This window comes from Lysobacter sp., assembly GCA_013141175.1.
Lineage (GTDB): Bacteria > Pseudomonadota > Gammaproteobacteria > Xanthomonadales > Xanthomonadaceae > Lysobacter_I.
The window spans coordinates 845,076-861,686 of sequence record JABFRN010000001.1 but is presented as its reverse complement, the minus strand read 5'-3'; the positions used below and the strand labels follow the sequence as shown (position 1 = coordinate 861,686).

Annotated in this window: 8 protein-coding genes; 4 read left to right on the top strand and 4 right to left on the bottom strand. The window is 61.4% G+C overall.

What is annotated here, in order from left to right; all coding sequences use genetic code 11:
• Window positions 1-2,346 precede the first annotated feature (2,346 nt).
• The 3 genes from HOP03_03995 to HOP03_03985 all read left to right on the top strand — a co-directional run bounded on the left by HOP03_03995 (window position 2,347) and on the right by HOP03_03985 (window position 11,013).
• Window positions 2,347-4,041: a cellulase family glycosylhydrolase gene (locus tag HOP03_03995; GenBank protein ID NOT87326.1), complete on the top strand. Its 1,695-nt coding sequence runs from the start codon at window positions 2,347-2,349 to the stop codon at window positions 4,039-4,041.
• Window positions 4,042-4,948: 907 nt separating this feature from the next.
• The gene (locus tag HOP03_03990) at window positions 4,949-10,225 is read left to right on the top strand and encodes a hypothetical protein (protein ID NOT87325.1); all 5,277 of its coding nucleotides are present in this window, start codon (window positions 4,949-4,951) and stop codon (window positions 10,223-10,225) included.
• 569 nt (window positions 10,226-10,794) lie between these two features.
• Window positions 10,795-11,013 carry a polyprenyl synthetase gene (locus HOP03_03985; GenBank protein ID NOT87324.1) on the top strand — a complete coding sequence of 73 codons (219 nt, stop codon included), beginning with the start codon at window positions 10,795-10,797 and terminating at the stop codon, window positions 11,011-11,013.
• 400 nt (window positions 11,014-11,413) lie between these two features.
• On the opposite strand, the gene HOP03_03980 is transcribed toward HOP03_03985, so the two are convergent.
• From HOP03_03980 to HOP03_03965, 4 genes are all read right to left on the bottom strand, one after another.
• Window positions 11,414-12,160, bottom strand: coding sequence for a peptidase (locus tag HOP03_03980; protein ID NOT87323.1), 747 nt, complete (start codon window positions 12,158-12,160; stop codon window positions 11,414-11,416).
• 68 nt (window positions 12,161-12,228) lie between these two features.
• Window positions 12,229-13,263: an alpha-E domain-containing protein gene (locus tag HOP03_03975; protein NOT87322.1), complete on the bottom strand. Its 1,035-nt coding sequence runs from the start codon at window positions 13,261-13,263 to the stop codon at window positions 12,229-12,231.
• 2 nt (window positions 13,264-13,265) lie between these two features.
• Window positions 13,266-14,678, bottom strand: coding sequence for a circularly permuted type 2 ATP-grasp protein (locus tag HOP03_03970; protein NOT87321.1), 1,413 nt, complete (start codon window positions 14,676-14,678; stop codon window positions 13,266-13,268).
• Between the two features lie 131 nt (window positions 14,679-14,809).
• Window positions 14,810-16,294: a hypothetical protein gene (locus HOP03_03965; protein NOT87320.1), complete on the bottom strand. Its 1,485-nt coding sequence runs from the start codon at window positions 16,292-16,294 to the stop codon at window positions 14,810-14,812.
• A 212-nt stretch (window positions 16,295-16,506) separates the two neighbouring features.
• Between HOP03_03965 and HOP03_03960 the strand changes: the two genes are divergently transcribed.
• Window positions 16,507-16,599, top strand: coding sequence for a potassium-transporting ATPase subunit F (locus HOP03_03960; GenBank protein NOT87319.1), 93 nt, complete (start codon window positions 16,507-16,509; stop codon window positions 16,597-16,599).
• Window positions 16,600-16,611: the final 12 nt, after the last annotated feature.

Below are 16,611 nucleotides of genomic sequence, written 5' to 3'. Positions count from 1 at the left end.
CTGGGGCTGTACGAACTGGTGCGTCGGCGCTGTCGTTTCATCCTCTGCGTGGATGCCGCCGCCGATCCCGAACGCGGCTTCGCCGATCTGGGCAACGCCGTGCAGAAATGCCGCGTCGATTTCGGCGTGGATATCAACCTCGACGTGAGCGCGCTCCGGCCACAGGCCGATGGCCTTGCGGCGCGCAGCTGCGCGGTCGGCACCATCGAGTATCGCGACGGCAGTCGCGGCACGCTGCTGTACGTGAAGCCGACGTTGACCGGCGAAGAGCCGAACGACATCCAGCACTACGCGCGTGCCCATCCGAGTTTCCCGCACGAGCCGACGGCGGATCAATACTTCGACGAGGCCCAGTTCGAAAGCTATCGCAGGCTCGGTCAGGACGTGATGATGCGTGCGCTGGAACCGGTGCTGGAGCGCGTCGGCGCCGAGGTCGGTGCAGTGCGCCACGAAGAATTGGGCGTGCAGGATTCGGAACTGAAAGAGAAGATCCTGATCGCGCTGCGACATCAATGGGCGCCCTCGCTGCCCGGCGGCGCGGAACGCTTCGCGTTGCACGCCACGGCGATGTCGCGCCTGTTCGGACAACTGCGCGGGACGCCGGCGCTGGCGGTGCTGGATGCGCAGTTCTATCCGGCATGGACCGATCTGGTGGCCGCCGATCCGGCCGCGACCGGCAGCGACGGGGCGAAACCGGTGGGGCGTCGCACGCGCATGCCGGCAGCGGCGGATTTCCGCGCCTGCTTCTATTTCTGCCAGGAAATGGTGCGGCTGATGGAGTCCGTCTACCACGATCTGGATATGGAGCACGCCTGGAACCATCCGGACAATCGCGGCTGGATGAATGCGTTCCGGCACTGGAGCGGCGCACCGATGTTCCGCATCGCCTGGGCGGTCGGCGCACCGACCTTCGGCGCGCGCTTCGTGGCGTTCTGCGAACTGCGCCTGAAATTTCCGCGACTCGACAACGACGACCGGGAACAGCGCGCATTGCGGATCGAGGACGCATCGCCGGCGGACGGTACGACCTGGGCGCAGCACTGCAACCAACTGGTCGAAGACGGCCGCATCAATCACATCGAACATGCCATCCTGCTCTCGGAGCCGATGCTGGACGACGCTGGCGCACCGCCGAGCAAACTGCTGTTGCTGCGGCTGCGCTGGACCGCCGTGCTCGCACGCACCGGCACGCGCATCCCCGACACCACGCTCGGCGTCGCCGCGCTGTCCGATCACAGCCTGCGCCTGCTGCGCGTGCAGGATCATGTCCGTGGGCTGGGCATCGGCGCGGAATTCATGGGCCTGTTGATCGACCAGTACACGATCAGGCAAGTGGACATCCGCTCGGGCTATTACGGCCTTGCCGGCGTCTGCCGGAATCGCACCGCCCGCGATATCGCCCAGCAGCTCGAAGCGCTGCGCCTGCGCGCGATCAAGATCAAACGCGCGCGCAACGACTCCGCGCGCGGCAAACGCATCGCGAACAGACAGCGAAAACGCGCGGCGCCGATGCCCGTGCAGGAATCGCCGGGACACCCGGCGGACGAGCGGCGCGATGCCTGATGGATGCATCCATGCATGCCACCGATGGCATGTGCGTCCGATCGCCATGAAGAAGGCAGCACTTCTGCTCTGATGTATTCCCAAGTTTTCTCTTGAAGAATTATCGGTTTGTGCAGATTCAACGCATGCTTTTCGTGGCGAGCTGTAGAGGGGAGCCGGTTTTTCAATGGTTTGACTGCAATTCGGAACGAAGGCTAACGGCAAGATTCCTGATCCGGCCTTGGTTTCGCTCGCTGTCGCGAGCGAGTTACTTTTCTTTGCTTGTGCAAAGAAAAGATAACCAAAAGAAAGCACACCCCGTCGGTCGCGCCCGGCGCTTTGCGCCGGGTCCGCAGGTTTCGCGGGGTTTTTCGACAGGACATCCCTGTCCTGTCGAAAAACGCGCGGCGTCCTGCCGCGCGCCCTGCGGGCCTGATCCACGAAACCCGCCGCGCCCAGGGGCCCCGGTAAATCAAGATCAAGATCAAAAGCGGTTTCGACTGAAACTGCGGATTGCCGTGCTTCTGGATGAAATCGGCTGCGTGATTTTTCGACGCAGAGCTGAATCCTCCGCATCGCGCATGACTTTCGACGGGGGACTGCGGCCAAGGTCGCTCATTGCCGCGTTCGCGTGCCGGGTGTCCGATGGTCGTGTCGAAGACGCGGAATGCGCCGGTTGCGGAAAGGACATCTTCCCGTGTATCGCCTGTGCACGGCACGGCGCTTCATTGCATGGATGCGCGCGGACGCATCCGCCGACGACGAGAAGATTCCTCCCTCCCATCGCTGGCACAAGGACCGCTCATGATCACTTCGCAGAAAACCAGACCGTACATCGCGCTGGCCGCATGCCTCGGCATGTTGTCGAACAGCATCGCCTCGGCGGCGCCGCTGTGCATCGACGCGGTCAATCCCCAGTATTTCCACTACAACGGCAAGACCACGCCGCTGGTCGGCTACACGCCGGAATACATCTGCCATCTCGAACAACGGGCAGGCACCCCCGAGGTGACCCAGCTGTGCAATTACAATCTCGATGCCGGCACCGGCAAGCGCAATTTCCAGCGCGTGATCGACGATCTCGCGCTCAAGCACCTCAACGTGCTGCGCGTCTGGGTCGGTCTGGGCCACAGTCCGGGCGGTGCCGCCGGGCCGTTGCCGCACGAGCAGCCCTTCGCCTACAACGCCGCGCTCGGCAAGTGGGATCTGTACACCTGGAACCAGACCTTCTTCGATCGCCTCGAAGAGGTGGTCGCATACGCGCAGACGAAGAACGTCGTCGTCGAGCTGACGCTGTTCGATGCCTTGAGCGGCGACTTCCGCACCAGCCCCTGGTACCTCGGCAAGAACACCAACGGCTACGTGGGCCTCAGCGACGAATGGACCCTCACCGCAGCGCCGGGCACCACCTGCAAGCCTTTCAGCAGCCCGACGAATATCTACAGCCGCCAGCAGGCATTGGTCGAAAAGCTCGTGGTCGAACTCAACAACTACGAGAACATCTACTGGGAGCTTGCGAACGAGCCCGAGCTGTCGATCGTGCATGCCGGATACAACTCCAGCGGCGCCGTGGTCGACGACACCGTCAGCGTGCCCCGCATCGTCAAATGGCACGAATGCATGACCGACATCCTGCGCAATGCCGAAGGCACGATGGCCGCGCCCAAGCGTCACCTCATCGCCGCGAACTACCACACACAGACCGCGCTCGCGCCGTTCCGCACCATCGTCAGCCCCGCCTACGCGCCCGAGGTGAGGATCCTCAACGGCCACTACATCAAAGTGCGCGACGCGGGCCGCCTGTCCGCCACCGAGAAACAGCGCACCTATCTCAACGGCGGGCTGCAGGGTATCAACCGCGTCCATGGCTTCAACGAAGGCCGTCCCACGCCGTCCTATCGCACCACGCCCACTTTCGACTACATCACGCCCGACGAAGCGCGCGCCGAAGCCTGGGAATTCATGCTGGGCGAGGGCGGTCTCTACAACCACTACACCACCGACTGGAGCGGCACCGGCGAACCGCTGCAGACCCGCGTGCAGTTGGGCAAGCTCGCGGATTTCCTCGCCGCACTCGGCCCGTATCTGCGCCACATGGCGCGCGCCATCAACAACCCGCCGACATGGGCGCCCAACCTGCCGGCCTTCGGCACCGCGCGCGGATCCAGCAACGTCTACTGGAGCGCGATGCAGCAGAACGGCAGCACCTATGTGCTGTATCTCCACCACAGCACCCTGTCCAGCGACGGCTTCAAGGCCTACGTCAAACCCGCCAGCATCACCGCGCTGAACACGATCGACCTGCAGCCCGCCGCCGCTGCGACCAACTACACCGCAGAGTGGATCAACCCCGCCACCGGCAACCGCATCGGCAGCGCCTTCACCGTCCTCGCCGACGGCGTCCGCCGCACCTACCCGGTACCCGCGTACACCTACGACATCGCGTTGAAGCTCAGCAACGGCATCGTCATTCCGAGCACCGGCACCTGCGCTTTGTAACGCTTCGACGGAACGGCGCCGCATCGCGGCGCCGTTCCGCGGCTGACAACACCGACCAACCACTCAACGGTCGAACAAGATCCCCATATGCCTGTCTTCTTGTAGGAGCGGCGCAAGCCGCGATGCTCTTGCTTTTGTAGGAGGGACTTCAGTCCCGATGCTCTTTCTCTTGCAGGAGCGCCGGAAGACGCAACGCTCTCCCTCTTCACCACAACGCTGATTTTCGACAATCAAAGCGCCGTGCATTCCGCGACGCCATCGCACTTGTGGGAGGGGCTTCAGCCTCGACGCTTTTGTCTTTCACCGCTTCGCTGGGTTTTCAGAAGCGGATGATCTTGAAGTGATCGGCGAAGGCCCTGTGCAGCCAACGATCTGCTGCCCGACTTGGGTCAATCCATGCGCAGCAGGCTGATTCGATCGATGCGATCAATTGAAACCATGATATCGATTACCGCTGCATTCGGCGGTGGCGGTGTGCTTTTGTGGGAACGGCGGGAGCCGCGATGCCTTCGCGCAGCGGTCAAGATGGCGCTTTCGCTTCATACGATCGATGCCCCATCATCCGACAGCGATCCACGCATCCGCCAGAGACTTCATCGTCCGGCTCGATCCGTCGAAACCGGAATACTCATTGCCGCAGGCCACGATGGCTGCCGCGCTTTTCGTAGGGGCGGCGGGAGCCGCGACAGGGGTTGGAGTTAGGTTTGGGTGTGAGGGGAGGGGGGATTTGAGTGGTTGGTTGCGACCCGGAGCGGACACTAGCAAGTGATCCTGGCCAAATTTGTTCACCGGCCGGTAGGTGGCCCTGTCATTTCTTACAGGGTTGGGGTTTAACAGCCTGCGAGTATCCCATCGTCTCAAGAGGCGGACTTCGGCAAGAAGTGGGTCACGGCAGGTCGCTAGATCCGTGAAGATGCAATTCAGGGAACGAGTCGCTATCTTGATCTGTATGGGACTTAAGCCAATCAACGACCTTTTTGCAGAAGCGAAAGCCAGAGAGTGGAGGACGGTTCTCGTCCTTACCGCGCTCGACAAAGAGCTTCAGGCGGTGCTACCTCACATCAACGATATCACGTCGGTGAAGGGGCGCGACGGCGCTGTTTATGAATGCGGCATATTTCGGGATTCTGGACACGAATGGCTTGTCGTCGTAGTTGAGACGGGCGCGGGAAATCACGAAGCTCAAATTGCTGCGACTAATGCTCACATAGCACTTGGGCGCATGGAGGTCAAACCCGAACTACAGATTTTTGTAGGTATCGCAGGATCACGCAAGAAAGATGTTCCTATCGGCAGTGTTGTTGCCACAAGCCGAGTCTATTGGCCATATAGCGGAAAATATGGAGAAAGTGGTTTCTCGGCTAGGCCGCACGCCATTGATGTCAACAATCGCGTTCTTGGAGTAGCCAAGAAAGTACGACGTGACAAGAAATGGATAGATCGGATTACTCACCTTGCTGATCGCACGATCCCACCATTTGAGAGCTATCCCTGTAATTTTCCGCCGCTAGCAGAGATAGCGCCAGCTGTGTCGGTGGAGGCTGTGCTTGCGAATCCGGCTAGCGAACTGGAGGAACTAATTGCGATTCACTGTGGCGATGCGTGCATAGTCGAGATGGAGGGCTATGGCTCCCTCTTTTCTGCATCCAGAGAAGAGGTCCCCGCAATTGTCATCCGCGGTGTATCAGATATGGCCGAGTACAAGGACCCAGATACTGATGCCATTCGCCAACCGATAGCTGCTGCCCACGCAGCCGCATTCGCATTCGAACTGATCGCGTGGTGGGCAGAGTTATATCCCAGAGAACCCACACTCCCAATAAGTAACGTAAAGTCGATTCCAGAAATTGTAAGTCCACCAGAGGCTCCAACTGGTTTAAGTGAGCCGGGCGCTAACGCGCCTGTCGCTCGCTATGTACTTAACATTGACGCCGAGGTGGGGTCGGTCTCGGCCGAACGCATCGCCGCTATTGAGGTGTTGCTGCGCGAACTCGCGGGTGAGCCCGGCATCTCAGTAGAACGTATTGAAGAGGGCTCACTGCGACTGATCGTATGTGATCCTACGGCGACGCTTGAGGCGATTGGTTCGCATAGGCTCCGCGATGAACTTGAGAAACGCTTCTCATTAAAGCTTCTAGGTTTCGTGCCCGAGAAAAGTCTGAAAGATCTGAGAGAAGTCAAGAATGAACTGCATATCGCTTCTCACGATCTCCTCCATTGGCCTGACACACTGCCTGGTGGTGAACGGTTTGAACGCCCGGAGCTGCAGCAGCTCCTCGCGCTCCCGATCGAGCACAACCGCTCTGTGACTGCAGTCATCGGGGATCCTGGATCAGGCAAATCCGCGCTTCTCGCCATGCTTGGCAAACGTCTGGTTGAGGCCGGCCATCCGGTCCTCGCCATCAAGGCGGACCTACTCGATACCGACATCACCAACGAGGTTGACCTGCAAAAGCGACTGGGGCTGTCTAATCGTCCATCGTCGCTCCTTACTCGACTTTCGGCCTTGCGGCCGACTTTCTTACTGATCGACCAGCTTGATGCACTGGCAGGTTATCTCGATATCCGCACCGGCCGCTTGAACGCCCTCCTCAATTTGGTGCGTTGTCTTGGTAAGACCGACAACATTCACATAGTGCTATCAGTAAGAAAATTCGAGTACGAGCATGATGTGCGCTTGCGTGCGATATCAGCGGAAAGCTTACAATTGCAGTTACCGAGCTGGAGCGTAGTGTTGGAACTGCTCCAAGCGAAAGGCATCGCTGCCGCAGGTTGGCCGATTGATGCGCAAGAGGTTCTCCGTGCTCCTCAAGCCCTCGCGATCTACCTGCAATTGGATGAGAGGGTGCGTTCCGAGCCGCTTCTTAGCTACCAAGCAATGCTCGACCGACTCTGGGATGAGCGGGTCCTGTCAGGATTGGATGGCGTCAAGCGCTCCCGCGTTGCAGTTGGTCTCGCCGACCAGATGGCGGATGAAGAAAGTCTGTGGCTGCCGCGTGCCAAGCTGGATGACATGAAGGCTGAGGTAGATGCGCTTATCGGGATGGGTATCCTCACGCCAAATGCTGCCGGATCAAGCGTTGGCTTTGCTCACCAGACAGTGTTCGACTATGCGCTTGCACGCGCCTTCGCAAAGGAAAAAGGCAGGCTGTCCGCGTTTGTTCTTGAACGGCAAGCCTCGATATTTTGCCGGCCAAAGGTTTGGGCTGGGCTCACCTATCTCCGGGGCGCTGATCCTCAAGGTTACGAAGAAGAAGTCGGCTTGCTATGGAACGCTAATGACTTGCGACGCCATCTACGCATACTTCTGATCGAGTTCTTAGGCCAGCAGCGCGAGCCGACAAATGGCGAAGAGTTCTTGATGCTATCGGCATTTGCCCTTAACGATGATCGTTCGTTTGCTTTTCGCGGGATCGCCGGCAGCCCTGGTTGGTTCGCGAGGCTCAAGCATTCAGTGATTACTCAGGCAATGACAGGCGAAGGAACGCAGCTCGATTGTGTGGTTCGTGTGCTGTCTGCCGCCATCCATTTTTCGCCGGACGAGGTGGTCGACCTCATCAAGCGGCACTGGCTCGCGCTTCCAGAGAATGATTATCGGTCGTGGTCAGCGCTCCAAGATGCGCCTTCGTGGAACGAAGCTATGCTTGAGATGGGGATCGTAATTCTTCGTCGTTCGAAGGTCGCATCCTTGTATCTCGATCATATTGTTGGGTCGTTGGGCGTCGAACAGCCGCGCGAGGCTCTACTGCTCGTTCGAGCTGCGCTGGATCGCGCGCTTGCCGAAGCTCAGTCCGAGGGAGCAAAGCTGGCAGCAGAGACCCCGCCTAATGAGGTCGATACAGAGCAGTTTTCTGTCTGGAGGATACGCAACGATCCAAGGCAGCCGATTAAGCATCTGCTGGAGACGTCGAACGAATGGGACATGCTCCGTTCACTGGGCGAGCGAGCACCCTTCGAGACCATTGAGATTCTCTGGCCTTGGTTCGTGAAAGCACTTGACGCGCTCGCAAATTATTATGAGATCCGCGATCGCCCGTACTATGCTCTGGAGTATGTGGCAGATTTCCGCTTCGAGGGCGAGGATGGCTTGGACCTGCCAGAGCCTTCGATCCCAGCTGCCCTTAGAATAGCCATCGAGCAGCTCGCGACTCATGACATCGATAGGTTGAAGGCTTGGATCTCGTCGGCAAGAGATCTGCAATATATGCCCGTCCATCGCTTGATTGCGCATGCCTTCCGTAGCAACCCATCCGCGTTCGCCGCCGATGCGCTCGACTATATCCTTGCCGACGAACGCCGTTGGTCGCTTGGTCACTTAGGGGACCCCAGTGCGACGACGACAGACCTAGTTTCTACCGTTGCCCCATTTTGGACGTCAGGACAAATCGCTACTTACGAGCAGCATATACGAGACTACAAGCCTAGTGTGCCAGTTGATCTTCAGTATCCTGAGGGACGTAGGAGCTGGAGTCGGATATTACGGATTCGACGGCTGGGTTTGCTGAGAGCGCTACCAACGAACAAGCGAGCTCGTGAAACTGCAGAACTTGTTCGCACGGAGGAGCGTGCAATTGGGGATAGACGCTTAGGAGTAACGTTCAGCGGGGTCTACTCGCCGGCTTCGGTCATGAGCGCGGTTGCTATGGGCCGGGCCAAAGACGATGACATCTTGAATGCGTTCAGAGAGATTCCCGATGCCACTGATTGGGATCATCCAAGTGACCACCGCAAAGGTGGAAATATCCAACTTTCTAGGGAGTTTGCCAATTTTTCTAGGTCAAACCCCGAGCGTACGCTTCGCCTGATTTCCCGTTTTGAACCGACATTCGGCGAGCGCGGTGCAGGAGCCGCTATAGCGGAAATGGCTGAGGTAGTTGATCCGAATGAGCTGCAGGTACTGATTGCTGCCTTAGCCCAACGAGGTTTTGGGAGTCTCGAATTTCAGGCTTCAGCAGCGAGAGCCATCGAAGCAATGTTGAGCCGAAATGTAACTCTGAGCGACGCCCTCATTGAGACAATGAGAAGCTGGCTCCGGGCTGAAGCCAAGGACATCCAAACCATCGATGGTGATGAACAAGGAGATGAGGAGCCGGAAACGTCGGCAGCAGATAGCGATCCTGAGAGCAGTAGCCTCATTTGGGGATATGGCGGAATCTCGATCCTCCCGGGAGGGCCGTTTCCAATTTTGCACGCATTGATACGTCACTTTCTTATCACGCAGGATCACGAGGCGCTGCGCTGCCTGTTGTACGAATCCTTAGCTTTAAATTTTGCGCAGAGTGTTTGGGCACACCTGTTGCCGCTTCTCAGATATCTACGGCCTTCAGAAGACACTGAAGCTGGCCCGGCAACCGCTCTGATTGCAGCTATCCTTGAGCGTTTTCCCGGCTTGATGGGTACACACAATCTTGCATTCCTGTTCGGGCACATCCATTGGTGGGCGCCAGCGCTAGTCGAAAGCGAGCTTTCGCGCTGGAAAAATTCAGAAAGAGACATCGTGCGACGCGGCTATGGTGAACTCGTTGCGCTGCTAGCGTTTTCGCACCCTGATCGCGACTCTGCAAGAGCGGAGTTGACAGAGATCCGGCGAAGTGACGACGCCGTTGCTCGGGCAGGCGCAGCGATGACAGCGGTGAATCTCTGGGAGAATCCGGCGCACCGCGCATCCGCGACACGATTCCTGTTGGATATTATCCCTCAAGCTAGCGATGCAGAGTGGAACGCAATTTTCGATGTTTTCCGGGTTGTCGATCAATTGCCTCCTGATGAGAGTACGGCGCTGCTTCTCGAATCGATCGCAGATCATGTTAGCTCGGCACCTAACATAAGTGCGACTTTTATCGTCGATCAGCTTCAGTTCTTGTTGCCGCATGAAGCTCCACTGGTCGCACGCTTGGCGATAACACTTGTCGAGAAATGGCATAGTGATCTGGGCGACATCAGGACTGGCATTGCAGCACACGCGTCCGGCCTTGTCGACCTAGCAGTGACACTACATCGGCTCGGGCCTTCTACTCGCGAGGAAGGCACCCAGCTTTTTGAAAAGCTCTTGGAAATTGACGCCTTTGAAGCGCGCGCTACGCTAGATCAGATCGACAGCCGATTCCGTGGCTCTAGCGTGGTCCGTCGGCCTCGACTGCCCCGGCGCCAAAGAAGGCAGCGGCATCAGCAACGGTCGTCTTAGCTAATCGATCCCTACTGTCCACGTATCCATTTGCCATTACCTTCGGCAGTCTTTGAAGAGCATTGCTAATAACGCCTTTTGCTTACGCATCCTACGTGAGCCAATGTCTGCTCCTGGCCGGAAGCGGACTTCTAGGGAGCGCGCAAGGCCGTAAGGCGCATACGAGTAGGGTGCATAAGCGAAGCGTCATGCACCATTTCAGAGTATTCAGAAGTTGCGATCCTTCTATGACGCATGACGCCTTCGGCTGATGCGCCCTACAAGGAATGGCCATTGCCCGCCCTCGGACGGAGTCGGTCATCAAGATGGCGTGAACGTGGATCGGGAATGATCATCGGAAGCAGGAAGAGGCGTCTTCCGATCCGAAGCCGACATCGATAGTTCGTATAGCAACCTTGAAGACGCAGCGCCCGATCCTGCAGAGATTTTCCGGTCTCCAACTGGCGATTTGCGCGGTAGGCCCTCGTTTCATCCGAAATGAGCGAACCAAGCGACCCTGGCATGAATCTCATGCCGCGCACGCACCTGCTGGTGCACAATGCAGTGTCTTGAATAGAGATGGACGCATCATGGATATACAAGCCCTTCTGATTGCGGCTTTGCGCGAGGCAGGTTACGGGCCGGATGCCATAGGCTCGGCGATGCCAAGGATCCTGCGCATTCTGGAGGCTGAGGATGTGCGTATCGAGATGGGTCGCAGCCTGTCGCGCAAGGAGCGCGAATACGTGCGCCTTCAGCTCGAACTTGGACTTGGCGTGTCGGAAGTCGTCGCTGGCTTGAAGAAGTGAGCGACAGCGATGCGCATTACCAGGCCGCGTCTATTGTTTCTTGGGCTGCATTTTCGATGAGAGTCCCATGTTGCTCGGCTCGGGTCCGAGCGGACGTTTCACGTCCGTTACTGGTCGAAATCCGTCCTTGCGGTTAAGCGCTTCCCTGCCGTCATCCCGTGTCTCGCCGATGGCGAGACACGGGCTACGAAAAGCCTGCTTGCGGTTCGTTGTTCGGCGTGCTTGAGCACGCCTTATGCGCTTGAGGTGAAGATGCTTGCGGCAGGCGGCCCCTCATCCGGCCTTCGGCCACCTTCTCCCCGCGCGCGGGGAGAAGGAAAAGCATCAGGGTCTGTTTCGACGAACCGGCGTTCGATCGATGCGCGATGCGTTGCGCGCTTCGCTCGACCTTTCGCGACGCTCAACCCTCCGCATCCCGCAACCACGCCGGCCCCGGCAGTTCGCGGACGCCGCGACGCAGGGTTTCGTTCCATTCGCGGCGGATGGTTTGCAGGTACGGGTCGTCTTCGTCCAGGCGCTGGCGCAGGTTGGCGGTGAAGCTGTCGCGGCGGTAGAGCAGCAGGTCCAGCGGCGGGCCGACGGAGAGGTTGGAGCGCATGGTCGAGTCGAACGACACCAGCACGCATTTGCAGGCTTCGCTCAGCGAGGTCTGCGGGGTGATGACGCGGTCGAGGATGGGTTTGCCGAATTTGCTTTCGCCGGTCTGGAAGTAGGGCATCTCCGGCGAGCTTTCGATGAAGTTGCCTTCCGAGTACACCAGGAACAGGCGCGGGGCTTCGCCGCGGATCTGGCCGCCGACGATGAAGCTGCCGTTGGGGTCGATGCCGCTGTCGCGCAGGTAGGCGTCGTCGCGTTTGCGGATCTCGCGCAGCGCGTCGCCCACCAACTGCGCCACTTCGAACATCGAGGTGGCCTTGCCGATACCGGGCCGGCCGCCGTCCAGCGTGGAGCGCTGGTCGATGAGATTCAGTGCGTTCTGGGTCAGCGACAGATTGCCGGCCGACAGCGCCGCGACCACGTATTCGCCTTCGGAGACGAACAGCCGCATCTTGCCGGTGCGGCGGATGTCGTCGACGCCCGCATTGGTGCGCGAGTCGGAGGCCAGGATGAGGCCGTGGTCGAGATTCAACCCGATGCAGTAAGTCATGGAGGACACGGTACCCGCGCGGAAGCAGCGCTGATTTTGCCCGTAACGGCGCACAAGTGTGAAGCGGATCAGGCCAAGGTCTGCGCCTGGAATTGAAGTTGCGGCGGCGGATGCTGCACAGGCTTGAGTGCCAGCCGGGCCTCTTCGGCATCGACGGCGGTCATGAATTGCCGATGGATCGCGTTGCCGAGGCGGTCCAGCCGTTCCATCGCGTTCTGCAGCCAGGGCTCCAGGCCGTCGGTGATGATTTCGTCGATCCGAGCATAGCGCGTGTGCGCCGACAGCGCGCCGGCCTGGCGTACCACTTCCAGCGTCTGCCCGCCCGCGAGGGTGAGCAGCACCTGATGCAGTTGATGGGTGCAGGTCTGCAGCGAACGCGGGTTGGCTTCGTGCAGCAGCATGACTTCGGCCACGCCTGCCGGCGTGACCGACTGCCGGTGCAGGCGACGGTAGGTCTCGAAGGCCGACAGCGACTGCAGCAGCGCGCTCCACTGGAAGTATTCGATGGTGTCGCGCGCTTCGCCGCTTTCGGGCAGGTCGCGGTCGCTGCCGACCACGTCGAGCAGGCGGATCGCCCATTCGGCGCGTTCGATGAACACGCCCAACTGCATGAAGTGATAGCCCTCGCCGCGTCCCAATGTGCCGATGGTGACGCCACGGAAAGACGCCGAGCGGCTTTTCACCCGTTCGAGGATATTGCTGAGCCCTTCGCGGCCGATGCTGGCGGTGCCGAGGCCGCGCATCTCCAGCCACGAGGCGTTGAGGTCTTCGTACATTTCCGAAGTGATCGCGACCCGCTGCGCGCGCGCGGATTCGCGCGCGGCGCGCAGGCAGCTGAGGATCGACGAGGGGTTGTCCGGCGACAGCAGCAGATGATCGAGCACGCTGTCGGCGTCGATGCTGCCGTAGCGTTTCTGGCAGGTCTCGACCGCGCCCAGTGCGTCCAGCGCGCGCCGCCACGGTGCGGCCTCGGCTTTGCCGCGATCCAGCCGCTCGGGCAGCATCGCGATGCGGGTGGTGACGTCGATCAGGCGCGCGGTGTTCTCCGCGCGCTCCATGTGTCGCGACACCCAGTAGAGATCGTTGGCGGTTCTGCACAGCATGCTCAGCTCTCCAACACCCACGTGTCCTTGGTGCCGCCGCCCTGCGACGAATTCACCACCAGCGAGCCCTCGCGCAGCGCGACCCGCGTCAATCCGCCCGGCATCGCCTGGATGCGCTTGCCCGACAGTACGTACGGACGCAGATCGATATGGCGCGGCGCCAATCCGCTTTCGACGAAGGTGGGGCAGGTCGACAGCGACAGCGTCGGCTGCGCGATGTAATTCGACGGGTTGGCGAGGATGCGCAGGCGGAATTCCTCGATTTCGGCCTTCGTCGACGCCGGCCCGACCAGCATGCCGTAACCGCCGGCGCCGTGCACTTCCTTCACCACCAGCTCCGGCAGATGGTCCAGCACGTAGCGCAGGTCGTCCTGCTTGCGCAGCTGCCAGGTCGGCACGTTGTGCAGGATCGGTTCTTCGCTGAGATAGAAGCGGATCATCTCCGGCACGTACGGATACACCGATTTGTCGTCGCCGACGCCGGTGCCCGGTGCGTTCGCCAAGGTCACGCGCCCGGCGCGATAGGCGCCGAACAGACCGGGTACGCCGAGCATCGATTCGGAGCGGAAGACGGTGGGGTCGAGATAGTCGTCGTTGATCCGCCGGTAGATCACGTGCACGCGCTGCGGGCCGCGCGTGGTGCGCGCGTACACGGTGTCGTCGCGGACGAACAGGTCGGCGCCTTCCACCAGCTCCACGCCCATCTGCTGGGCGAGGAAGGCGTGTTCGAAATATGCGGAATTGGCCGAGCCCGGCGTCAGCACCGCGACCACCGGATCGTCGATGCCTTCGGGTGCGGCCTCGCGCAATGTGCTGAGCAGCGCGTCGGGATAGCGTTCGACCGGCGCGATCTGCTGGCGCGCGAACAGTTCGGGAATCAGCCGCGCCATCATCCGCCGGTTTTCCAGCATGTACGACACGCCGGACGGCACCCGCAGATTGTCTTCCAGCACGTAGTACTCGCCGTCGCCGGCGCGGACCAGATCGATGCCGGAGATGTGCGAATACACCCCGCCCGGCACGCGCAGGCCGCACATCTCGCGGCGGAATTCCTCGTTGCCCAGCACCAGATCGGTGGGCACGCGTCCGTCGTGGAGGATGCGCTGCTCGCCGTAGACATCGCCGAGGAACAGATTCAGCGCATGCACGCGTTGGCGCAGGCCGGCTTCCAGCATCCGCCATTCGGCGGCGGGCACGATCCTCGGGACCATGTCGAAGGGGATCAGGCGCTCGTTGCCGGCTTCCTCGCCGTAGACCGAAAAGGTGATGCCGACCCGGTGGAAGGCGATCTCGGCCTCCTGCCGCTTGCTGGCGATGGCCGGCTCGGGGGTGTTGCGCAGCCATTCGTCGAAAACGCGGTAATGCGGGCGCGGTGCGCCTGCGTCGTCGTGCATCTCGTCGAATCGTTGCGTCATGCAGCGGCCCCGGACAGGGAAGGCGGACCCTTCGTCCCATTGAATAGCACGCAGGGCGGGGCTTGCCTAGATGTTGCGGTGCAGCAGGCGGCTGGGACGCGCCGCGCCCGCTTCCGGCCGGCGTGCCGGGCTCAGCCGGTTTCGACCACCCGCCGGACCGGCAGCCATGCGATGTGCATGTTGCGCGGCGTCATGGCGTCGATGCGCTGCAGCAGCGCCTGTTTGCGGGCAGCGGACAGCGGGGCGTATCGGTGGCCGATTTCGCGATGCCAGTCGACGAGGGCGTGCAGCAGTTCGCTGGCGTGGGCGTCGTGGTCGATGCCGTCGAGCAGGCAGTCGAGGGCGTCCCAGCGGCTCAGCTGGTGGGTGGCGTCGACGAGGCGTTGGCGGGTGTGGGGATGCGCGGCGATGAAGGCGTTCGCCAGGGTGTCGCGGGTGAGGAACGCGGGCACGGTGGCGCCGAGTTTCAGCGCCAACGCGACGACTTTGCCCGATGGCGAGGCCAATGCGTCGCGCAGATGCGCGGCAGGGTCGTCGATGCCGGCGCGCACGGCGGCGCGCAGCGCGGCGCAGCGCAGGTCGCCGGTGGCGTGTCGCAGCCACGGCGCGACCCGGTCGAGATCTTCGGCTTCGGCGCAATCGCTCAGGGCGAGCAGCGCGTGGCGGCACTCGTGTTCGATGCCGCCGGGTTCGATACAGCGATCGAGCGCATCGCGCCAGACCTCGCGCGGCTCCGATCCCAGGCTCCGCGAGGCATGGGCGGCGACGTTGCGCACCGAGGCCGAGGGATCGAGCAGGCATTCGCGCAGCAGCGCGCGGAACGCGTCGTCGGGGCTGTGTGCGCGCAGGCGCAGGGCATGCGCGCGTACCGATGCATGCGGGTGGCGCAGTGCGTACGCGATGAGATCGTCGCTCAGCGGCTTGCCCGACAAACGCGGCAGATCGCGCAGACCCCAGCGGGCGATCACCGGGTCGCGGTTGCGCACAGTCTGCGCGGCGAGCGCGTCGATCCGCGCGGGGTCGGCACGCAGGATCAGATCGCAGACGAAGAGGCGCTGCAGGCTGCCGCCGTGATCGAGCGCTTGCCAGCGCGCCGCCGAATGCGCGGGTGCCAGCAGCGCGGGCTCGATCAGCGTGCGCCAGACGCCCGCCTGGATGCGCTGCCGCTCGCGCAGCACGAACAGCACATCCAGATGCGCGAACAGCGCGGCGGGGTCGGTGGCGACGATCCGCTGCAGCGCCTCTTCGGCGCACAGGCGTACCTGCGGCACCCAGTCGTCGCAGCGGATCAGGGTCAGCGCGGTGGCGAGCCGGCCCGGACGGTCGCGCATCAGCCGCAGCGCGCGTTCGCGGATGCGGCCGTCGCGGTGGCAACCCGCGCAGAACAGCTGCGCGTCGATCGCTGTTTCGTCCGGCTGCGCAGCCAGCGGCCATGCGAAGCCGGGAAGCTCGGCATGCCAATACTCGCGGCGAATGGCTTCTTCCAGCGCGGGCAGCCGGCGTCCGGCGACATCGTGAAGCGCCTGCGGCGCTCGATCGATATCGCATTCGATGCGCAGCGCGCGTTGCAGCGCAGTGGTCAGCGCTTCGCGCCAGCCGGGAGAGGACGTGTTCATGCCTGCGTCGGGTGTGTTTTCCCGATCTTCGCCTCTGCGTACTTGCAAGGCAAATGTGGCAGCGACATCCATCCAAGGCCACGGTCAGGGCAGTCATGGTCAGGAAGCATGACCGGTTACGAAGAATTTACGCCCAGCGCTTCGACGCGAATAGCGCGTTTACGCATCGCAGGCGGACACTGCGCCGATCGGAATGCATGAGGAATGCGCAGATGCCCGGCTGGTTGTCGATGTTGTGCGGAATCGTGGTGATCGTGGCGGCGGTGTACCTGCTGCTGGTGATCCTGCGCCCGGAAAAATTCTGAGCGGATGACGAC